The sequence below is a fragment of the Streptomyces iranensis genome, from assembly GCF_017874715.1.
Taxonomy (GTDB): Bacteria; Actinomycetota; Actinomycetes; order Streptomycetales; family Streptomycetaceae; genus Streptomyces; species Streptomyces iranensis.
On the sequence record NZ_JAGGLR010000016.1, the window covers coordinates 16,831 to 38,566 of the forward strand.

The following is a 21,736-nucleotide window of genomic DNA, read 5'->3' on the forward strand; positions in this document are numbered from 1 at the left end:
CCCTTCCGCTGACGGGAAGGCGACCGGCCTCTACCGGATCGACCAGTCTACGTCGCGCCGCGCCGGCGCGCCCGGTGAGCACCCAAGGCGGTCACAGAAGGCCGCCGGGGGGCTACCGCGCGTCTACCGCGCGTTGAAGTACTTCGCCTCCGGGTGGTGGATCACGATGGCGTCCGTGGACTGCTCGGGGTGGAGCTGGAACTCCTCGGAGAGCTTCACCCCGATCCGCTCCGGCCCCAGCAGATCGGCGATCTTCGCGCGGTCCTCCAGGTCGGGGCAGGCCCCGTAGCCCAGCGAGAAGCGCGCGCCGCGGTACTTCAGCGCGAACATGTCCTCGATGTCACCGGGGTCCTCCCCGGCGAAGCCCAGCTCGGCGCGGACCCGGGCGTGCCAGTACTCGGCGAGCGCCTCGGCGAGCTGGACGGACAGCCCGTGCAGCTCCAGGTAGTCGCGGTAGGAGTCGGCGGCGAACAGCTCGGCGGTGGCCTCGCCGATCTTCGAGCCGACGGTGACCACCTGAAGGCCGACCACGTCGGTCTCGCCGGAGTCCTCCGGGCGGAAGAAGTCAGCGAGGCACAGCCTGCGTCCGCGGCGCTGGCGCGGGAAGGTGAAGCGGGTCCGCTCGCTGCCGTCCTCGTTCAGCAGGACCAGGTCGTCGCCCTTGGAGACACACGGGAAGAAGCCGTAGACGACGGCCGCCTCCAGCAGGTTCTCGGTGTGCAGCTTGTCGAGCCAGCCGCGCAGCCGCGGACGGCCCTCGGACTCCACCAGCTCCTGGTAGCTCGGCCCGTCGCCGGTACGGGCCTCCTTGAGGCCCCACTGGCCCTTGAACAGCGCGCCCTCGTCCAGCCAGGAGGCGTAGTCGGCCTGCTGGATGCCCTTGACCACGCGGGTGCCCCAGAAGGGCGGGGTGGGCACCGGGTTGTCGGTGGCCACATCGGACCGGGACGGGCCCTCCGGCTCCGGCTCGGTCACGGACACGTCCCGCTTGGGCACCCGGCGCTGCTTGAGCTCGGGCAGGGTGGCGCCGGGCACACCGCGCTTGACGGCGATCAGGGCGTCCATGAGCCGCAGCCCCTCGAAGGCGTCGCGGGCGTAGCGCACCTCGCCCTCGTAGATCTCGTGGAGGTCCTGTTCGACGTAGGCGCGGGTGAGGGCGGCGCCGCCGAGGATGACGGGGTAGTCGGCGGCCAGCTTGCGCTGGTTCAGCTCCTCCAGGTTCTCCTTCATGATCACGGTGGACTTGACCAGGAGGCCGGACATGCCGATGACGTCGGCGCGGTGTTCCTGGGCGGCTTCCAGGATCGCGGAGACCGGCTGCTTGATGCCGAGGTTGACCACGTTGTAGCCGTTGTTGGACAGGATGATGTCCACGAGGTTCTTACCGATGTCATGGACGTCGCCGCGGACGGTGGCGAGCACGATGGTGCCCTTGCCCTCGTCGTCCGACTTCTCCATGTGCGGCTCCAGATGGGCGACCGCGGTCTTCATGACCTCGGCGGACTGGAGGACGAACGGCAGCTGCATCTGGCCGGAGCCGAACAGCTCGCCGACCACCTTCATGCCCTCCAGCAGCGTCTCGTTGACGATGTCGAGGGCGGGGCGCTCCTGGAGGGCCTCGTCGAGGTCGGCCTCCAGGCCGTTGCGCTCGCCGTCGATGATGCGGTGCTTGAGGCGCTCTTCCAGGGGCAGCGCGGCCAGTTCCTCGGCCTTGCCCGCCTTGAGGGACTTGGCGGTGGCGCCCTCGAAGAGCCCCATCAGCTTCTGGAGCGGGTCGTAGCCCTCGGCGCGGCGGTCGTAGATCAGGTCCAGGGCCGTCCGGACCTGCTCCTCCTCGAACCGCGCGATCGGAAGGATCTTGGAGGCGTGCACGATCGCCGAGTCCAGGCCCGCCTTGACGCACTCGTCGAGGAAGACGGAGTTGAGCACGATGCGTGCGGCCGGGTTGAGGCCGAAGGAGATGTTGGACAGGCCCAGCGTGGTCTGGACGTCCGGGTGGCGGCGCTTGAGCTCGCGGATCGCCTCGATGGTGGCGATGCCGTCCTTACGGGACTCCTCCTGACCGGTGCAGATGGTGAAGGTCAGGGTGTCGATGAGGATGTCCGACTCGTGGATGCCCCAGTTGCCGGTCAGGTCGGCGATCAGCCGCTCGGCGATCTCGACCTTCTTCTCCGGCGTGCGGGCCTGGCCCTCCTCGTCGATGGTCAGCGCGATGAGGGCGGCGCCGTGCTCCTGGGCCAGCCGGGTGACCTTGGCGAACCGCGACTCGGGCCCGTCCCCGTCCTCGTAGTTGACGGAGTTGATGACCGCGCGTCCGCCGAGCTTCTCCAGCCCGGCCCGGATGACGTCGACCTCGGTGGAGTCCAGGACGATGGGAAGGGTGGAGGCGGTGGCGAACCGCCCGGCCAGCTCCTCCATGTCCGCGACGCCGTCCCGGCCCACGTAGTCCACGCACAGGTCGAGCAGATGGGCGCCCTCGCGGATCTGCTCGCGGGCGATCTCCACGCAGTCGTCCCAGCGGGCCTCCAGCATGGCGTCGCGGAACTTCTTGGAGCCGTTGGCGTTGGTGCGCTCGCCGATGGCCAGGTACGAGGTGTCCTGGCGGAACGGCACGCTCTGGTAGAGCGAGGCGGCGCCGGGCTCGGGGCGCGGGGTGCGCTCGGTGGGGGCCAGCTCGCCGACCCGCTCGACGACCTGGCGCAGATGCTCGGGCGTGGTGCCGCAGCAGCCGCCGACCAGGGAGAGCCCGTACTCGCTGACGAAGGTCTCCTGGGCGTCGGCCAGCTCGCCGGGGGTGAGGGGGTAGTGGGCGCCGTCCTTGCCCAGCACCGGGAGGCCGGCGTTGGGCATGCAGGACAGCGGGATCCGGGAGTGGCGGGCGAGATGGCGCAGGTGCTCGCTCATCTCGGCGGGGCCGGTGGCGCAGTTGAGGCCGATCATGTCGATGCCGAGCGGTTCGAGGGCGGTGAGCGCCGCGCCGATCTCGGAGCCGAGCAGCATGGTGCCGGTGGTCTCGACGGTGACCGAGCAGATCACCGGGAGGTTGGCACCGGTGGCGTCGAGGGCGCGGCGGGCGCCGATGATCGAGGCCTTGGTCTGCAGCAGGTCCTGGGTGGTCTCCACCAGGAGGGCGTCCGCACCGCCGGCGATCATGCCTTCGGCGTTGGCCTGGTAGGCGTCGCGGAGGGTGGCGTACGGGGCGTGGCCGAGAGTGGGCAGCTTGGTGCCCGGACCCATGGAGCCCAGCACCCAGCGCTGGCGCCCGTCGGCGCCGAACTCGTCGGCGACCTCACGGGCGATCCGGGCGCCGGCCTCGGAGAGCTCGTGGACGCGGTGGGGGATGTCGTACTCACCGAGCGCCGCGTGGTTGGCGCCGAAGGTGTTGGTCTCGACGCAGTCCACGCCGACGGCGTAGTACGCCTCGTGGACCGAGCGGACGATGTCCGGGCGGGTGATGTTGAGGATCTCGTTGCAGCCCTCGAGCTGCTGGAAGTCGTCGAGACTCGGCTCCTGCGCCTGGAGCATCGTCCCCATCGCGCCGTCGGCGACCACCACGCGGGTGGCCAGCGCTTCGCGGAACGCGTCGGCTCGGGCGGCGGATGTGGGCGATGGCGTATGAGAGGCCATGGATGTGCTCCCTGGAGTGCGACGGCTGTCGGCTTTGCGCCCTCCCCTGGGGACGGCGCACCACGCCAGGGTAGCTGCCAGTGGTCATTTCACGATGGTCGTTCCATCAGCCGGGATGACCACGGCCGATCGGGCCCCCGGCGAGTCCGTCGATCGCCGACACGCGACACCAGGTACCACGCAGTCGACATGGACCGATAGTGTTCAGCATTGTCGAACCGCAGTCAGGAGGTTGGCGATGGCCCGGAATATCCAGTCGCTGGAGCGCGCCGCCGCGATGCTACGCCTGCTCGCCGGTGGTGAGCGACGTCTGGGACTGTCCGACATCGCCTCCACCCTGGGGCTGGCCAAGGGCACCGCGCACGGCATATTGCGCACCCTCCAGCAGGAGGGCTTCGTGGAGCAGGACGAGGCGTCCGGCCGCTATCAGCTCGGCGCGGAGCTGCTGCGCCTGGGCAACAGCTATCTGGACGTGCACGAGCTGCGCGCCCGCGCCCTGGTGTGGGCCGACGACCTGGCCCGCTCCAGCGGCGAGAGCGTGTACCTGGGCGTGCTGCACCAGCAGGGCGTGCTGATCGTCCACCATGTCTTCCGGCCGGACGACAGCCGCCAGGTGCTGGAGGTCGGCGCCATGCACCCGCTGCACTCCACGGCCCTGGGCAAGGTGCTCTCCGCCTACGACCCGGTCGCGCACAGCGAGGTGACCGAGGGCGACCGCAAGACGTTCACGCCCCGCACGGTGACCGGGGAGCGCGAGTTCGAGGGCGTGCTGGACCTGACCCGGGCGCGCGGCTGGGGCTGCGACGTCGAGGAGACCTGGGAGGGCGTGGCGTCCGTCGCGGCGCCCATCCACGACCGGCGCCGGCTGCCCGTGGGCGCGGTGGGGATAACGGGCGCGGTCGAGCGGGTGTGCGAGGACGGGGAGCTGCGTTCGGAGCTCGTGGCCGCCGTACGGGACTGTGCGCGCGCCGTCTCCCGGGACCTGGGTGCCCTGCGTTTCTGAATCGCGCCAACGCGTGTGGATCTGCCCCCATATCCCCGCATGACCTGCTTCATCACGTTTTCACATACGCGCGATTTTTCCTTCACACGACCCTTGACGGGGTCTTCGGTGTGAAGAAAACTGCCGTTCATCGGTCGGCATTGTCGAACACCTGACGACAATATTCGCTATGGTGGACTCGCCGCGGGCCGACCAACGCCCTCCCACGAGGGCGCGGACCACCGGAGAGACCCGGGGGTTCGCCTTCCCCTGGACGAAGGACAAAGGAGTCGCGGGTGTCCAGCTCCGACATCTTCATCGGCGAGACCATCGGTACCGCCGTTCTCATTCTGCTCGGCTGCGGTGTCGTCGCCGGCGTTGTCTTGAAGCAATCCAAGGCGTTCGAGGCCGGGTGGGTCGCCATCACCCTCGGGTGGGGCTTCGCCGTGCTCACCGGCGCCTATATCTCCGCACCGCTCTCGGGGGCGCATCTCAACCCCGCGGTGACGGTCGGCCTCGCCATCGAGGGCGGCATCGAGTGGAACAAGGTGCCCATCTACTTCCTCGGGCAGATGCTCGGCGCGGTGATCGGCGCCTCGCTGGTGTGGCTCGCCTACCTCGGCCACTTCCACGCCCATCTCACCGACCGCGAGATCGTCGGCGGTCCGGGCGCCCAGGACACGGTGGCGGCGGACCGGCAGCAGCAGGCCACCGGCGCCGGCCCGGTGCTGGGCGTCTTCTCCACCGGCCCGGAGATCCGGAACGTCGGTCAGAACCTGGCCACCGAGATCATCGCCACGGCCGTGCTGGTGCTCGCCATCCTCACCCAGGGGCTCAACGGCGACGGCAAGGGCCTCGGCGTCATCGGCGTCATGATCACCGCGTTCGTGGTGGTCGGCATCGGCCTCTCGCTCGGCGGCCCGACCGGTTACGCCATCAACCCGGCGCGTGACCTCGGCCCCCGGATCGCCCACGCCCTCCTGCCGCTGCCCAACAAGGGCGGCTCGGACTGGGGCTATGCCTGGATCCCGGTCGTCGGCCCGCTCATCGGCGGCGCCATCGCCGGCGGGATCTACGAGATCGCCTTCGCCTAGTCCACCCCACCACTCGCAGGAGAGCAGCAGATCATGACCGACACCCACACCACCAGCGCCTCGTCCCACGGCCAGGGACCGTTCATCGCGGCCATCGACCAGGGCACCACCTCCAGCCGCTGCATCGTCTTCGACCGCGACGGCCGCATCGTCTCGGTCGACCAGAAGGAGCACGAGCAGATCTTCCCCAAGCCCGGCTGGGTGGAGCACAACGCCACCGAGATCTGGGAGAACGTCAAGGAGGTGGTCGCCGGCGCCATCACCAAGGCCGAGATCACCGCCGTCGACGTCAAGGCGATCGGCATCACCAACCAGCGCGAGACCACCCTGCTGTGGGACAAGAAGACCGGTGAGCCGGTGCACAACGCCATCGTCTGGCAGGACACCCGCACCGACGCCCTCTGTCGCGAGCTCGGCCGCAACGTCGGCCAGGACCGCTTCCGCCGCGAGACCGGCCTCCCGCTGGCCTCCTACTTCGCCGGTCCCAAGATCCGCTGGCTGCTCGACAACGTCGAGGGGCTGCGCGAGCGGGCCGAGGCGGGCGACATCCTCTTCGGCACCATGGACTCCTGGGTCATCTGGAACCTGACCGGCGGTGTCAACGGCGGCGTGCACGTCACCGACGTCACCAACGCCTCCCGCACCCTCCTGATGAACCTGCACACCCTGGACTGGGACGAGAAGATCCTGACCTCGATGGACATCCCGGCCGCCGTGCTGCCGCGGATACGCTCCTCCGCCGAGGTCTACGGACACACGGCCCAGGGCGTCCTGGCGGGCGTGCCGGTGGCCTCCGCGCTCGGTGACCAGCAGGCGGCCCTGTTCGGCCAGACCTGCTACTCCGAGGGCGAGGCCAAGTCCACCTACGGCACCGGCACCTTCCTGCTGATGAACACCGGCGAGAAGCCGGTCAACTCCTACAACGGGCTGCTGACCACCGTCGGCTACCGGATCGGCGACGAGAAGCCGGTCTACGCCCTGGAGGGCTCAATCGCGGTCACCGGTTCGCTGGTGCAGTGGATGCGGGACCAGATGGGCCTGATCAACAGCGCCGCCGAGATCGAGACCCTCGCGAGCTCGGTCGAGGACAACGGCGGCGCGTACTTCGTGCCCGCCTTCTCGGGCCTGTTCGCCCCGTACTGGCGGTCCGACGCGCGCGGTGTGATCGCGGGCCTGACCCGCTACGTCACCAAGGCGCACATCGCCCGCGCCGTGCTCGAGGCCACCGCCTGGCAGACCCGCGAGATCGTCGACGCGATGACCAAGGACTCCGAGGTCGAGCTCGCCTCGCTCAAGGTCGACGGCGGTATGACCTCCAACAACCTCCTGATGCAGACCCTCTCGGACGCCCTGGACGCACCCGTGGTGCGCCCGATGGTCGCCGAGACCACCTGCCTCGGCGCCGCCTACGCCGCCGGTCTCGCCGTCGGCTTCTGGCCGGACACCGACGCCCTGCGCGCCAACTGGCGCCGGGCGGCCGAATGGACCCCCCGAATGGACGCGGACGTCCGCGACCGCGAGTACAAGAGCTGGCTCAAGGCCGTGCAGCGGACCATGGGCTGGATCGAAGACGAGGAGTAATCAATGACCACCCTGCAGAGCGTTCCGTCCTCCCTCGGAACGCACCCGGCTGCCGGTTCGAACCCGAGCCGAGCCGAAACCCGGGAACAGCTCTCCAAGGCGACGTACGACCTCCTGGTGATCGGCGGCGGAATCCTGGGCATCACCACTGCCTGGCACGCCGCGCAGTCCGGGCTGCGGGTGGCGATGGTGGACGCCGGTGACTTCGCCGGTGCCACCTCCTCGGCCTCCTCCAAGCTGCTCCACGGCGGCCTGCGCTACCTCCAGACGGGCGCGGTCAAGCTGGTCGCGGAGAACCACTTCGAGCGGCGCGCGGTCTCCCGCAGCGTCGCCCCGCACCTGTCCAACCCCCTCACCTTCTACCTGCCGGTCTACAAGGGCGGTCCGCACGGCGCGGCCAAGCTGGGCGCGGGCGTCTTCGCCTACTCGGCGCTCTCCGCCTTCCGTGACGGCGTCGGCCATGTGATCGGCGCCGAGCGGGCCGCGCGCGACGTCCCCGAGCTGCGCACCGAGGGCCTCAAGGCGGTCGCGGTCTACGGCGACGGCCAGATGAACGACAGCCGCATGGCCCTGATGACGGTCCGGGCGGCCGTGGAGGCGGGCGCCACCGTCCTCAACCACGCCGAGGTCATCGGCCTGCGCAAGAACGACGGCCGGGTCGCCGGAGCCGAGCTCAGGGACCGCACCGACGGCACCGAGTTCGGGGTCGGCGCCCGTCTGGTGCTCAACGCCACCGGCCCCTGGGTGGACCATCTGCGCCGGATGGAGGACCCGGGCGCGGCGCCGTCGATCCGGCTGTCCAAGGGCGCGCACCTGGTCCTCAAGCGCACCTCCCCCTGGCACGCGGCGCTGGCCACCCCGATCGACAAGTACCGCATCACCTTCGCCCTCCCCTGGGAGGACATGCTGCTGCTGGGCACCACGGACGAGGAGTTCGAGGGCGACCCGGCCGATGTCGCGGTCAACGAGGCGGACATCTCCCAGATCCTGGACGAGGCCGCCTTCTCCATCCGCGACCAGCAGCTCTCCCGCGATCTGATCACCTACTCGTTCGCGGGGCTGCGGGTGCTGCCCGGCGGGCCGGGCGACACCGCCAAGGCCAAGCGGGAGACCGTGGTCACCGAGGGCAAGGGCGGGATGCTCTCCATAGCCGGCGGCAAGTGGACCACCTTCCGCCACATCGGCCGCACCGTGATGCAGAAGCTGGCCGAGCTGCCGGGCCGTCCGCTCGCCGACGACATGGAGCCGGTCAAGCTGCTGCCCCGGCACATGCCGCTGCCGGGCCTGGCCAATCCGCACGCCGTCGAGCACCGGCTGCTGGTGGACGGCGGCACCCCCGGCCCGCGCATGGCCGCCGACACCGCCCGCCATCTGGCGACCCACTACGGCTCGCTCTCCTTCGACATCGCCCGGCTGGCCGGCGGCGACCCGGCGCTCGCGGAGCGGATCCACCCGGACGCCCCGGAGATCTGGGCGCAGGTCGTCTACGCCCGGGACTACGAGTGGGCGCGCACGGCGGATGACGTCCTGCGCCGCCGCACCACCCTGACCATCCGCGGCCTGGACTCCGAGGACATCCGGAGCCGGGTCGAGGATCTGCTGGCCAAGCGACCCTGACCCCCGCAGGGCCGCCTTCCCAGGTCCGGGCGGCCGGGTGAGAGGAAACGTCTTCTCACCCGGCCGCCCGGACTGCTACTTTGAGGCAGCAATCAATTCGAGGAGGGGGTGAGCGCGCGATGTCCTACCAGGAGCACGCCATCTCGCTCACCGCCCGCCGCCATATCGATCTGCACCGCGTCTCCAGCGCGATCTGTCAGGGCCGCTGACGGCTTCTCCGCCGCCCGGCCCTTTTTTCTTTTCGCCTCTCTTTCGTTCCGTTTCAGCCTGGAGACCTCCCCATGCTCGGCTCACGCCGTAGTTATGCCGTTTTCGGTGTCATCACCGCTCTGTCCCTCGCCGCCACCGCCTGCTCCTCCTCCGGCGCGTCCGGCACGGGGAGTTCCACCCCGCACTCCGGCGGGCATCTGACCTTCGCCCTCGCGTCCGACCCGATCTGCGTCGACCCGCAGCAGCAGGGCAACAACGACGCGATCTACCCCGCCCGGCAGTTGGTGGACTCCCTCACCGACCAGGACCCGAAGACGGGGAAGATCGTGCCGTGGCTCGCCAGGAGCTGGGAGGTGAGCAGGGACGCCACCACCTTCACCTTCCATCTCCGCCGCGGCGCCACCTTCCAAGACGGCACCCCGGTCGACGCCCGCGCGGTGAAGGACAACTTCGACGGCATCGTGCGGCTCGGGGCGAAGTCGGTGCTGGGCGCCAGCTATCTGGCCGGGTACGAGTCCACGACCGTGGTGGACAAGGACACCGCCCGGGTGCGGTTCAAGGCGCCCAACGCGCAGTTCCTCCAGGCCACGTCGACCTTCACGCTCGGTCTGCTGGCCCGGTCGACCACCCGGCTCCCGGCGGCGAAGCGCTGCACCGACCACATCGTCGGCTCCGGGCCCTTCACTCTCGTCGACTACACCCCGAACAAGTCGGTCGAGGAACGCCGCCGCGCGGGCTACACCTGGGGCTCGTCGCTGTGGCGCAAGAAGGGCCCCGCCTATCTGGAGCGAATCTCCTTCAAGGTGGTCCCCGAGTCCGGGGTGCGCACCGGCTCCCTCCAGTCCGGGCAGGCCGATGCCATCGGAGGCGTCGCCCCGCAGGACGAAGACGGGCTGAAGGGCACCGGGTTCACCCTGCTCAGCCGGGCCAACCCCGGTGTGCCGTTCGCCCTGACGGTCAACGCGGGCCGCCCCCTCACCCGGGACGCGAAGATCCGCGAGGCCATCCAGCTCGGTGTGAACCGCCAGGAGGTGGTCGACACCGTCCTCAGCCGCCGCTACAAGCCGGCCACCAGCTCGCTCGCGTCCACCACCACCGCGTACAAGAACCTCGGCGACCGGCTGCGCCACTCCCCGGACCGGGCCCGGAAGCTGCTGGACGAGGCGGGCTGGAAGCCCGGACCCGGCGGCATCCGCGTCAAGGGCGGCCGGAAGCTCTCCCTCAAAGTCGTCTGGGCCACCAACTTCGGCCCCAACCAGACCGCGCTGGAGCTGATCCAGCAGCAGCTGAAGAAGATCGGCGTCCAGATCACCCTGAAGTCCCATTCCATCGGGGACTATGTCGAGGTCCGGCAGAAGGGCGACTACGACTACGCCTGGGGCAACACCACCCGCGTCGACCCCGACATCCTGCGCACCTCCTTCTCCGGCGAGGGCCTCAACCTCTCCCGGCTGCACGACCCCGCGCTGGACTCCGTGCTCGACCGGCAGTCGGCCGCCGCCGACCCGGCACAGCGCGCGATCCACGCCGCCCGTGCCCAGGCCCTGGTGCTGGAGAAGGGCTACCAGGTACCGGTCTTCGAGCTCACCACCGTGATCGGCGTCGGGAAGAACGTCCACGACCTGGACTTCGAGGCATCCTCCCGGCTCCAGTTCCATGACACCTGGCTTTCCTGAGCGCCGTCCCGAACAGCGCCGTCCCGAACAGCGCCGGTCCGAACGGCGCCGTCCCGAACTCTGAAGAGCGAAAAGAAGCGAACCCATGCCGCGCTACCTTGTGCAGCGGCTGCTCCAGGCGGTCTTCGTGCTGTGGGCGGCCTTCACCACCTCCTTCGTCGTGCTCTATCTGCTGCCCGGCGACCCGGTGTCGATCATGGCTTCCGGAGGCGGTGACACCAACGATGTGAGCCCCGAGCAGATCGCCGGGCTGAAGCGGGTCTACGGCTTCGACAAGCCGCTGATCGAGCAGTACGGCGATCGGCTGTTCCACGCCCTCCAGGGCGACTTCGGGATCTCCGTCCAGAACGGTGACCCGGTCACCCGGCTGATCGCCGACCAGCTGCCCGCGACCCTCCAGCTCACCTCGGCCGCGCTGCTGCTGGCCACGGCGGTGGGGGCGGGCGTCGCCCTGGCGGCCACCTACACCCGGCGGCGCTGGCTGCGGCAGGCCCTGCTGTCGCTGCCCGCGCTGGGCGTATCGGCGCCGACCTTCTGGGTGGGCCTGATCCTCGTCCAGGTCGTGTCGTTCCGCTGGGGGCTGCTGCCCGCCATCGGCAACGAGGGGTTCCAGAGTCTGATCCTGCCGGCGATCACCCTGGCCGTGCCCGCCTCCGCCGTGATCGCGCAGGTCTTCGCCAAGAGCCTGCGGACCGCGCTGGCCGAGCCGTATGTGGAGACGGCGCTGGCGAAGGGGGCGAGCCGGCGGCGGGTGCACTTCGGGCACGCGCTGCGCAACGCCGCCGCCCCTCCGCTGACCGTGGCCGGAATGCTGGTCGGCAATCTGCTGGCGGGATCGGTGATCGTGGAGACGGTGTTCTCCCGGACCGGTGTCGGCCGGGTCACCGCCACCGCCGTGACCGCCCAGGACATCCCGGTGGTACAGGGCCTGGTGGTCTTCGGCGCCCTGGCCTTCGTACTCGCCAACCTGGCGGTGGACCTGATCATTCCGCTGCTCGATCCGCGCATCACCGGCGCCGCGGCCCCGGCGGTGACCCGATGAGCCGCGGCCGCGCCGCCGCGCGGTTCTGGGTGCGCAGGCCCGGTCTGGTGGTGGCGGTGGCCGTGCTGGTGGTGACGCTCCTGGCGGCCTTCTTCCCCGGCCTGTTCACCGGGCGGGATCCGCTGTCGGGGGTGCCGGCCGAGCGGCTTCAGGCGCCCAGCCTCCACCATCTCTTCGGCACCGACCAGTTGGGCCGGGATCTGTTCTCGCGGGTGGTGCACGGCTCGGCACTCTCGCTCAAGGCCACCTCGCTGGCCGTGGCGGTGGGCCTGGTCGCCGGTTCGGCGCTGGGGCTGGCCGCGGGCTACGTGGGCGGGCTGCTCGACGACGCCCTGATGCGGATCGCCGACGTCCTGCTCGCCATCCCCGGCCTGCTGCTCTCCCTGGCCCTGGTGACCGCGCTCGGCTTCGGCACCGTCAAGGTGGCCGTCGCGGTGGGCGTGACCAGTGTGGCCGGCTTCGCCCGGATCATGCGGGCCGAGGTGCTGCGGGTGCGCGAGGCCACCTATGTCGAGGCGGCCCGGTCCTCGGGTTCGCGCCCGCTGTCGGTACTGCTGCGGCATGTGCTGCCGAACGCCTCCGGGCCCGTACTGGTCTACGCGGCCGTCGAGTTCGGCACCGTGGTGCTCGCCGTCTCCGCGCTCAGCTTCCTGGGCTACGGGGCCGAACCCCCGGCACCGGAGTGGGGCTCCCTGGTCTCCGGCGGCCGCGACTACCTCGCCACGGCATGGTGGCTCACCACCCTGCCGGGCCTGACCATCGCCGCCACCGTGCTGGCCGCGGGACGGGTCTCCCGCGCGCTGGACGGCGAGGCGAAGGAGGCGTCCCGATGACGACCACCACCGCACCCCTGCTGTCGATCCGTGGGCTGAAGGTCTCCTACCGCACCGGCGACGGCTCCCCGCCCGCCGTGCGCGGCGTGGACCTCGACATCGCCCCCGGTGAGGTGGTCGCCCTGGTCGGCGAGTCCGGCTCGGGGAAGTCCACCACCGCGCACGCGGTCATCGGTCTGCTGCCGCCCGGCGGGCGGGTGGACGGCGGCCGGATCCTCTTCGACGGTACGGACCTGGCCGCCGCCGGAGAGCGGGAACTGCGAGCCCGGCGCGGCCGCGACATCGGGCTGATCCCGCAGGATCCGATGGTCTCGCTCAACCCGGTGCAGCGGATCGGGCGGCAGGTCGCCGAGGTGCTGCTGATCCACGGCCTGGCGGACCGGGCGTCGGCCCCCGCCGAGGCCGTGACGATCCTGGGGCAGGCCGGGCTGCCGGATCCGGAGGTCCGGGCCCGGCAGTATCCGCACGAGCTGTCCGGGGGCATGCGGCAGCGTGTGCTCATCGCGATCGCGGTGGCGGCGCGCCCCCGGCTGGTGATCGCGGACGAGCCGACGAGCGCGCTGGACGTCACCGTCCAGCGGCGGATCCTGGACCATATCGAGACGCTCACCCGCCAGGCGGGCACGGCCGTACTGCTGATCACCCACGATCTGGGGGTCGCGGCCGACCGGGCGCGGCGGATCGCGGTCATGTCGGAGGGCGGGATCGTGGAGACCGGCCCGGCCCGGGACGTCCTCACCGCGCCCCGCCACCCGTACACCCGGCGGCTGCTGGCGAGCGCGCCGAGTGTGACGACGGCGCGGGTGCGGACGCGGGAGGCGGCACCGCGGGAGACTCCCGAGGCCGCCGCCGACCTGGTCGAGGTGGCGGGCCTGGTCAAGGTGTTCGCGCCGCGCGGCCGGGCGGCGGTCCGCGCCGTGGACGGAGTGGACTTCCGGATCCGGCGGGGTGAGAGCCTCGCCCTCGTCGGGGAGTCCGGTTCGGGGAAGTCCACCACGGCCCGCATGGTGGCCCGGCTGACCGACCCCACCGAGGGCCGGATCCGGTTCGACGGGCAGGACATCACCGCGCTGTCGGGCGCGGCGCTGCGCCGGCTGCGCCGCCGCGTCCAGCTCGTCTACCAGAATCCGTACTCCTCGCTCGACCCCCGCCGGTCCGTGGCCGACGCCGTCACCGAGCCGCTGCGCGCCTTCCGGGTGGGCGACCGGGCGGCACGGCTGCGGCGCGCGACCGAGCTGCTGGACCGGGTGGCGCTGCCCGCGGCCACGCTGCGCCGCAGACCGGGTGAGCTCTCGGGCGGTCAGCGGCAGCGGGTGGCCATCGCGCGGGCCCTGGCCCTCAGTCCCGATCTGGTCATCTGTGACGAGCCGGTGTCGGCGCTGGATGTGTCGGTGCAGGCGCGCATTCTGGAGCTGCTGGCGGAGTTCCAGCGCGATCTGGGGCTGAGCTATCTCTTCATCTCCCATGACCTCGCCGTCGTGCGGCAGATCGCCGACCGGGTGGGGGTGATGCGCGACGGAAGGCTGCTGGAGACGGGCACGACGGACGAGGTCTTCGGCTCGCCCTCCCATCCGTACACCGGGGAACTGCTCGCCGCGATCCCCGGCGGGCGCCATGCGGTCTCCGTCCGATCCTGATCCGCCCGACGCTGGAGGAAGGACACCATGAGGTTCTCCGTACTGTCCCTGATCGGCCACGCCCCGCATCCATTGACCGGTGAGCTGCCCTCCGCCGCCGAGCGGTTCGAGGACGTCGTGGAGACGGGGGTGGCCGCCGAGCGGCTCGGCTTCGACGCGTACGCCGTCGGGGAGCGGCACGCCGGGCCGTTCCTGTCCTCGAGCCCGACGGTGGTGCTGGGCGCGCTCGCGGCCCGCACTTCCCGGATCCGGCTGCTCACCGGTGTGACCGTGGTGGCGATCCTGGACCCGGTGCGGGTCGCCGAGGACTACGCGACGCTGGACCAGATCTCCCGGGGCCGGATCGAGCTGGTGGTGGGCAAGGGCGCGGAGGCCGGGCACTTCGACCTCTTCGGCCTCGACGAGGACCGGCAGTGGGATCTCCAGGCCGAGAAGTACGAGCTGCTGCGGCGGCTGTGGAGCGAGGAGAAGGTCACCTGGAAGGGGGAGTTCCGGCCGCCGCTGAAGGAGGTGACGACCGTGCCGCGCCCCTACGACGGGCTCCCCAGGATCTGGCACGGCTCGGCCACCAGCCGCAACTCGCCCGAGCTGGCCGCCAGACACGGCGATCCGCTGTTCACGGCGAACGCGATCCAGCCGCGCGAGGCGTACGCGGAGCTGATCCGCCACTACCGCGAGCGGTTCGAGGCGTACGGGCACGATCCGGCGACCGCGCATGTGGCGGCCGGGTCCGGCGGGCTGTTCATCGCCGACACCACGCGGCGGGCGGTCGAGCAGTACAAGGACTACTATGAGGCGCGGGTGCGGCAGAACTTCAAACCCCACCTCGCGGACAAGCCGGGCTACAACACCCCGTTCCGCACCATCGAGGACGCGATCGAGAACGGGCCGCAGCTCATCGGGAGCCCGCAGCAGATCATCGACAAGATCCTCACCTATCACGAGCTCTACCGGCACGACCTTCAGTCGATCACGGTCGACGGGATCGGGCTGAGCCGGTCCCGGCAGACCGAGACCTTGCAGAGGTTCGCCGAGGAGATCGCCCCGGTGGTGCGCCGGGAGGCGCCCAGCGGGCTCTGGAGCTGAAATCTCGCTAACTCGTCGCGCGCGAAGGGCAGTTGGTGGCCGAATCGGCGGGGGCCTTTGAACTTACTCGCGCGTTAAAAATCAACTGAATCGCTCTTGCCTTCTTCGGCGGTGCGCGCATCAATGACATCGCCCGTGGATGACGGGCGGGAACCCCCCACACATCAGCCGCACTTTCCCCCACTCCGGAAGGCAATCCCATGAGACGGTTCAAGCTCGGGATCGGCACGGCAATGGGAACAGCAGCACTGGCCGCCGGCGCGCTGGCGCTGGCACCGACCGCGTCCGCGGTCGACCCCACGACCGCCACCCTCACGGCGGACTGCGGGACGTACGGGTCCGGCCTGGCCACCCTGACCGCCACGCAGAGCGGGACCTCCGCGACCATCACCCTGTCCTCGGGGGCGATCAAGGCCCCGATCGACGTTCCGGCGGGCTCGGTGAGTTCGACGCTGACGCTGTCGAAGAGCGGCGGCGGAACCAAGACCTTCACCGGGAACTCCAACCCGGCGATCCCGACCGGCTCCGATGTGACCACCGGCCCGCTCAAGGGCACGGTGGCCGCGGGCGACGTCCTGGAGGCCAAGTCGCTCAAGCTGGTCATCTTCGGTCTGATCACGGTGAACTGCACCGCCACCTCGGCCCAGTCCCCGGGGCCGTTCACCTTCTGAGCCATCCGATGAACCGGCTCTGAGCCCGTCTTCGGGCCCTCCCGGTAGAAGGTCACAGCGGACCGGCGGCGTCCCCGGCAGACGCCGCCGGTCCAAGCACGTCATAATGGACCTGATACATCGGATGTTTGACCCGGGGAGGTCCACCATGGCGGTCACCGACGAGGCGATCGAAAAAATCAAGGGCATGATCGTCTCGGGCGCGCTGCGCCCCGGTGACCGGCTCCCCAAGGAGAGTGAGCTGGCCGCCGACCTGGGGCTGTCGCGCAACTCGCTGCGGGAGGCCGTCCGGGCGCTGTCGCTGATCCGGATCCTCGACGTACGGCAGGGCGACGGCACCTATGTGACCAGCCTCGATCCCCAGCTGCTGCTGGAGGCGCTGAGCTTCGTGGTGGACTTCCACCGCGACGACACGGTACTGGAGTTCCTGGCGGTGCGGCGGATCCTGGAGCCCGCGGCCACGGCGCTGGCCTCCACCCGGATCAGCGACGCCGAGCTGGACCGGCTCCAGGAGCAGCTGGACGCGCTCGGGCAGGAACCCTCGGTGGAGGAGCTGGTCGCGTGCGATCTGGAGTTCCACCGCGGCATCGTCCAGTCCTCCGGCAATTCGGTGCTCTGCTCGCTGCTCGACGGGCTCTCCGGGCCCACCACCCGGGCCCGGGTGTGGCGCGGTCTGACGCAGGAGGACGCGGTCAGCCGCACCCTCCACGAGCACCGGGCGATCCTGGCCGCCCTGCGGGACCGTGACGCGGAGGCGGCACGGTCCTGGGCGACGGTGCACATCGCGAGCGTGGAGCAGTGGCTGCGCTCCACGCTATGAGCCCACCGGGGCTCCGCCCGGCCCCCGCCCGGCCCCCGCCCGGCCCCCGCTGGGGCCCCGCCCCGGACCCCCGCCCGCGGGTCCGGGGCGGGCTCGCCCCGGCCCCGGGGGAAGCCCCGCCTTCCAGCCCCTCCAGGGGGCACCTCCCAGCGGTAGCTGGGGGAGTTTGAGGAGCGGGGTCTGGGGCGGAGCCCCAGCCACGCGGCGGAGCCGCATATCGATGCTGTGGAAGGGGCGGGTAGGGGAAAGCGTCGATCTGCGGCTCCGCCGCGCGGGCGCGACCAGCCACGACGGCGCCGCGGTCGGCCGACGACACATCGCGGCACCTCAGCGGAGCGCTTAGGTCCCCAGACCGTAGGCGCGGGCCGCGTTGCCGCCGAAGACGGCGGCGCGCTCGTCCTCGCCGAGCCGGAGGGCGGCCCGGTCCGCGAGGGCCACCACCTCGTCGTAGGCCGCGGCCAGGAGGCACACCGGCCAGTCGGAGCCGAACAGCACCCGGCCGGGCCCGAAGGCGTCCAGCACATGCCAGGCGTACGGGAGCACCTGCTCGGGCTTCCAGCCCTCCCAGTCGGCCTCGGTGACCAGACCGGACAGCTTGCAGTCGACGTTCGGCAGGGCCGCGAGCGCGGCCAGCTGCCACGCCCAGGGGTCGCGCTCACCGCTCGCCACCGGCGGTTTGGCGGCGTGGTCCAGGACGAAGCGCAGCTGTGGCAGCTCGCGGACGGCGTCCACGGCCGCGGGCAGCTCGCGCGGGGTGACCAGCAGGTCGTAGACCAGCCCCGCGTCGGCCACGGCGGTCAGTCCCCGGCGGGCGTCCTCGCGGTCCAGCCACCGCGGATCCGGCTCGTCCTGCACCTGGTGGCGCAGGCCCACCAGCCGGTCGCCGCCGGGCCCGGCGGCCAGCTCCGCGAGCACCTCGCCCACTCCGGGGTCGGTGAGATCGGCCCAGCCGACGACGCCCGCGATCCGGTCCGACCCGCCGGCCAGGGCGAGGAGCTCCCGGGTCTCCGCCACGGAGGAGCTGGACTGGACGACGACGGTGGCGTCGATCTCATGGGCGTCCAGATGCGGGGCGAGGTCGTCCGGGGTGAAGGTGCGGCGGATGGGCTCGGCCCACGCGCCGTCCATCCACGGCTGCTCCCGGCGGTTCAGGTCCCACAGGTGGTGATGGGCGTCGATACGGCGCGGCAAGGGCACTCGGGCACTCCTGAAGGGGTTCAGACCGGCAGCGGGATGTCGTCGTCGAGCAGACCGCGCCGGACCAGGGCCTGCCACAGCTCGTCGGGGATGTCGTGGGCGAACAGCTCGGCATTGTCCCGGACCTCGGCCGGGGAGGCGCAGCCGACGACCGCCGCGGCCACCGCGGGGTGGCCGAAGGGGAAGCGCAGCGCGGCGGCCCGCAGCGGCACCTCGAATTCGGCGCACACCTCGGCCAGCCGCCGGGCCCGCGCGAGGAGTTCGGGCGGCGCCTGCTGGTAGTCGTAGCGGGCCCCGGGGGCGGGGTCGGCGAGCAGCCCGGAGTTGTAGACCCCGGCGGCCACCACGGAGGTGCCGCGCCGCTCGCACACCGGCAGCAGATCGTCGAAGGCGGTGCGCTCCAGCAGCGTCCAGCGCCCGGCGCACAGCACGACGTCCACGTCGAAGTCGGCGACGAACCGGGCGAGGAGGTCGCTGTGGTTCATGCCGAAGCCGATGGCCCGGATGAGCTTCTCCCGCTTCAGCTCGGCCAGCGCCGCGAAAGCCGTCTCATAGACCTCGGGGACGTGGTCCTCCGGATCGTGGAGGTAGACGATGTCCACGGCGTCGACCCCGAGCCGCTCCAGGGAGGACTCGAGGCTCGCGCGGATGCCGTCCCGGGTGAAGTCCCACATCCGGACCCGGTCGGGGGTGTCGGCGAAGCCGTCCGCCTGGACGGGCTCGCCGGGGGCGCGCGGCCGCAGCCGCCGCCCCACCTTGGTGGAGAGCGTGTACCCGGCGCGGTCGCGCCCGGCCAGCACCCGCCCCAGCCGCTCCTCGGACAGCCCGACGCCGTAGTGCGGCGCGGTGTCCATATAGGTGAGGCCGGTGTCGAACGCCGCCCTTACGGTGTCCAGCGCGCGCTCCTCCGGCACCGCCTCGTAGAGATTGGCCAGCGGCGCGCAGCCCAGGCCCAGGGGTGGTACGCGCACCCCCGAGTGGCCCAGTTCGCGCGGGCCGCTCGGTGCCCGTCCGCCGTCGACCGCCATGGCTTCCTCCCGGCTCTCAGTCCTGCTTCTCGCCGCTGGCGTAGCGGGAGATGATCAGTGCGACGATGATGATCGAGCCGTTGATGAACTGGTTCCACAGGGGCGGTACCCCGCCGAGGGTCATCACATTGACGACCAGTTGCAGCGTCAGCACACCGGTGAGCGCGCCGAAGAGGGTTCCGCGGCCGCCCTTGAGGCTGATTCCGCCGATGACCGCGGCGGCGAACACCTGGAAGATCCAGCCGTTGCCCTGGGTCGCGGCGACCGAGCCGTAGTGGCCCGTGTACAGGATGCCCGCGAAGGCGGCCAGCAGTCCGCCGACGCTCAGCACGATCCAGGTGATCCGGTCCACCCGGATGCCCGCCGCGCGCGCGGCCTCGGGGTTGCCGCCGATCGCGTACAGCGCGCGTCCGTGCCGCAGATAGCCCAGGGCCAGGCCGCCGAGGGCGTACAGCCCCAGGCAGACCCAGACGGCGGCGGGCACGCCCAGCCACTCGGTCTTGCCGAGGTAGCGGAAGGACTCGGGTACGTTGACGATCGACTGGCCCTCGGCGATGCCGACCTGGAGTCCGCGCAGCATGGTGAGCATGCCCAGGGTCGCGATGAAGCCGTTGACGCGCAGCTTGAGCATCAGGAAGCCGTTGGCCGCGCCGATCAGCGCCCCGACCGCCAGGCACAGGGGTATCGCGGTCCACACCGGCAGCAGCCCCAGGCCCTCGAACCGCGCCCCGTGCTCGGGCAGCACGAGCCACAGGGCGATCACCGGCGCCACGGCGATGGTCGACTCCAGGGAGAGGTCCATCCGCCCGCTGATCAGGATCAGCGCCTCGCCCAGCACCAGCAGCCCCAGCTCGGTGGACTGCTGGACGACGCCGATCAGGTTGTCCTCGGTGAGGAAGGCGGGCGAGACGATGAAGCCGATCACCCCGAGGACGAAGATCACGGGGACCAGCGACAGATCGCGCCAGCGCGCGATGTCGATCCGCGGCCGGCCCCCCGCCGGGTCGTCAGCCACCGCCTCGGCGGTCCGCTGCCGTGCGGTATCGGTCATGTCTGCCTTCCTTCTGTGCGGTCTTCGGTGTCCCCCGCCGTGCCGTTGGCGCCCGGCTCCGTGATGCCCTCCATGGCGGCCACGAGCTGACGGTCGCTCCAGCCGCTGCCGAACTCCGCGACCACCCGCCCGTGGAAGAACGCCAGGATCCGGTCGCAGACCCGCAGATCGTCCAGTTCGTCGGAGACGATGACCGCGCCGCTCCCGGACGCGGCCACGTCCCGTACGACGCCGAGCAGCGCGTCCTTGGACTTCACGTCCACCCCGGCGGTCGGGCGGATCGCGACCAGGACGCTGGGCTCACGGGCCAGCGCCCGCGCGATGACGACCTTCTGCTGATTTCCGCCGGACAAACCCGAAACGGGCTGCGAAGGTCCCGAGGTCTTGATGTCCAGGGAGGTGATCATCCGCTGGGCGAAGGCGCGGGTCCGGGAGGGCAGCACCGTGCCGTAGGGCCCGAGCTGATCGGTGACGGTCAGGGTGGCGTTCTCGGCGACGCTGCGGCCCAGGACCAGGCCCTGGGCGTGCCGGTCCTCCGGGACGTAGCCGATGCCCGCGTCGATCGCGTGCGGCACACTGCCGGGGCGCACCGGCCGGCCGCGCACCGACAGCCGCCCGCCGGCCGGTTTGCGCAGCCCCACCAGGGTCTCGCCGACCGCCGTGTTGCCGCTGGCCGTGGCCCCGGCCAGGCCGAGCACCTCACCGGGGCGCACCACCAGGTCCAGCGGGTCGAACTCGCCCTCCAGGGCGAGCCCTTCGGTGCGCAGCACCGGCTCCCCGTCCGGGCCGGCCTCCTTACGGGCGACGGGGGCGCGGACGACGGCCCGGGAGTCGCCCTCGGGCGCCCCGCCGTCGTCCCCGGTCATCGCCGCCACCAGCTCCTCCTTGGGGAGGCCTGCCACCGGGGCGGTCAGCACATGACGGGCGTCACGGAAGACGGTGACGGTGTCGCAGAGTTCGTAGACCTCTTGCAGATGGTGCGAGATGAACAGGAAGGCGACCCCCTGCCGGCGCAGCTCCAGCAGCTTGGCGAAGAGCCGGTCGATACCGCCCGCGTCGAGCTGGGCGGTGGGCTCGTCGAGGATGATCAGCCGGGCGCCGAAGGAGAGCGCGCGGGCGATCTCCACGAACTGCCGCTGCTCGACGCTGAGGTCCTTCGCCCGCGCCTGCGGATCCACCTCGACGCCGTACTCGGCCAGCAGCGCGCGGGCGTCCTCGCGCAGGGCGCGCCAGCGGATGCGCCCCGCGCCCGGGAAGCGGTTGAGGTAGAGGTTCTCGGCGACCGTCAGGTCCGGGACCACCATCGACTTCTGGTAGACGCAGGCCACCTTGCGCTGCCAGGCGGCGGTGTCGCCGTAGCCGGGGGCGGACTCGCCCGCGAAGGTCACCTCGCCCTCGTCCGGGCGCTCCATCCCGGTCAGGACGGACACCAGCGTGGACTTGCCCGCCCCGTTGCGCCCGACGAGCGCATGGGCCTCCCCGGGCCGCACCGCCAGCCGGGCGTGGTCCAGGGCGACGGTGGGCCCGAACCGTTTGACGATGCCCTGGGCCCGTACGACGGCGGGCTGCTCGGCCTCGGCCATG

The 21,736-nt window shown here is 71.3% G+C and carries 17 protein-coding genes; 12 read left to right on the forward strand and 5 right to left on the reverse strand.

What is annotated here, in order from left to right; translation table 11 throughout:
* Positions 1-123 precede the first annotated feature (123 nt).
* Positions 124-3,627, reverse strand: a complete 3,504-nt coding sequence (gene metH, locus J2Z30_RS27630; protein ID WP_044577850.1) for a methionine synthase — start codon at positions 3,625-3,627, stop codon at positions 124-126.
* A 238-nt stretch (positions 3,628-3,865) separates the two neighbouring features.
* Here metH and J2Z30_RS27635 point away from each other — a divergent pair, with 238 nt between their 5' ends.
* The 12 genes from J2Z30_RS27635 (at position 3,866) to J2Z30_RS27685 (ending at position 16,876) form a co-directional block, all read left to right on the forward strand.
* A complete protein-coding gene (locus tag J2Z30_RS27635) occupies positions 3,866-4,630 on the forward strand; it encodes an IclR family transcriptional regulator (protein WP_044577848.1) in 765 nt (254 codons plus the stop codon).
* A 275-nt stretch (positions 4,631-4,905) separates the two neighbouring features.
* Entirely contained in the window at positions 4,906-5,703 is a 798-nt protein-coding gene (locus tag J2Z30_RS27640) for an MIP/aquaporin family protein (protein WP_044577845.1), read from the forward strand.
* A 33-nt stretch (positions 5,704-5,736) separates the two neighbouring features.
* Entirely contained in the window at positions 5,737-7,284 is a 1,548-nt protein-coding gene (gene glpK / locus J2Z30_RS27645) for a glycerol kinase GlpK (RefSeq protein ID WP_044577843.1), read from the forward strand.
* A 3-nt stretch (positions 7,285-7,287) separates the two neighbouring features.
* Entirely contained in the window at positions 7,288-8,901 is a 1,614-nt protein-coding gene (locus tag J2Z30_RS27650) for a glycerol-3-phosphate dehydrogenase/oxidase (RefSeq protein WP_044577840.1), read from the forward strand.
* Positions 8,902-9,020: 119 nt separating this feature from the next.
* Positions 9,021-9,110, forward strand: a complete 90-nt coding sequence (locus tag J2Z30_RS51785) for a putative leader peptide (protein ID WP_313884834.1) — start codon at positions 9,021-9,023, stop codon at positions 9,108-9,110.
* Between the two features lie 72 nt (positions 9,111-9,182).
* Positions 9,183-10,787 (forward strand): ABC transporter substrate-binding protein, encoded by a 1,605-nt coding sequence (locus J2Z30_RS27655; protein ID WP_044577837.1) that lies wholly within the window; start codon positions 9,183-9,185, stop codon positions 10,785-10,787.
* An 85-nt stretch (positions 10,788-10,872) separates the two neighbouring features.
* The gene (locus tag J2Z30_RS27660; protein ID WP_044577834.1) at positions 10,873-11,829 is read left to right on the forward strand and encodes an ABC transporter permease; all 957 of its coding nucleotides are present in this window, start codon (positions 10,873-10,875) and stop codon (positions 11,827-11,829) included.
* Complete coding sequence (locus J2Z30_RS27665) at positions 11,826-12,662, forward strand: ABC transporter permease (RefSeq protein ID WP_044577833.1); 837 nt, start codon at positions 11,826-11,828, stop codon at positions 12,660-12,662. The genes J2Z30_RS27660 and J2Z30_RS27665 overlap by 4 nt, the downstream gene beginning before the upstream one ends.
* Positions 12,659-14,299: a dipeptide ABC transporter ATP-binding protein gene (locus tag J2Z30_RS27670; protein ID WP_044577830.1), complete on the forward strand. Its 1,641-nt coding sequence runs from the start codon at positions 12,659-12,661 to the stop codon at positions 14,297-14,299. The genes J2Z30_RS27665 and J2Z30_RS27670 overlap by 4 nt, the downstream gene beginning before the upstream one ends.
* Positions 14,300-14,326: 27 nt before the next feature.
* A complete protein-coding gene (locus tag J2Z30_RS27675) occupies positions 14,327-15,385 on the forward strand; it encodes an LLM class flavin-dependent oxidoreductase (RefSeq protein WP_044577829.1) in 1,059 nt (352 codons plus the stop codon).
* 200 nt (positions 15,386-15,585) lie between these two features.
* Positions 15,586-16,056 (forward strand): hypothetical protein, encoded by a 471-nt coding sequence (locus tag J2Z30_RS27680; RefSeq protein WP_044577827.1) that lies wholly within the window; start codon positions 15,586-15,588, stop codon positions 16,054-16,056.
* A gap of 148 nt (positions 16,057-16,204) precedes the next feature.
* Positions 16,205-16,876, forward strand: a complete 672-nt coding sequence (locus tag J2Z30_RS27685; protein WP_044577825.1) for a FadR/GntR family transcriptional regulator — start codon at positions 16,205-16,207, stop codon at positions 16,874-16,876.
* A gap of 339 nt (positions 16,877-17,215) precedes the next feature.
* Here J2Z30_RS27685 and J2Z30_RS27690 read toward each other — a convergent pair whose 3' ends face one another.
* Genes J2Z30_RS27690 through J2Z30_RS27705 form a run of 4 tightly spaced genes read right to left on the reverse strand, consistent with a single transcriptional unit; the run spans position 17,216 to position 21,735 of the window.
* Positions 17,216-18,067: an amidohydrolase family protein gene (locus tag J2Z30_RS27690; RefSeq protein WP_044582151.1), complete on the reverse strand. Its 852-nt coding sequence runs from the start codon at positions 18,065-18,067 to the stop codon at positions 17,216-17,218.
* A gap of 26 nt (positions 18,068-18,093) precedes the next feature.
* Positions 18,094-19,101, reverse strand: a complete 1,008-nt coding sequence (locus J2Z30_RS27695) for an aldo/keto reductase (RefSeq protein ID WP_245388520.1) — start codon at positions 19,099-19,101, stop codon at positions 18,094-18,096.
* Between the two features lie 16 nt (positions 19,102-19,117).
* Entirely contained in the window at positions 19,118-20,152 is a 1,035-nt protein-coding gene (locus J2Z30_RS27700; protein ID WP_044577823.1) for an ABC transporter permease, read from the reverse strand.
* Positions 20,149-21,735 (reverse strand): sugar ABC transporter ATP-binding protein, encoded by a 1,587-nt coding sequence (locus J2Z30_RS27705; protein WP_044577820.1) that lies wholly within the window; start codon positions 21,733-21,735, stop codon positions 20,149-20,151. The genes J2Z30_RS27700 and J2Z30_RS27705 overlap by 4 nt, the downstream gene beginning before the upstream one ends.
* Between the last annotated feature and the right edge of the window lies 1 nt (position 21,736).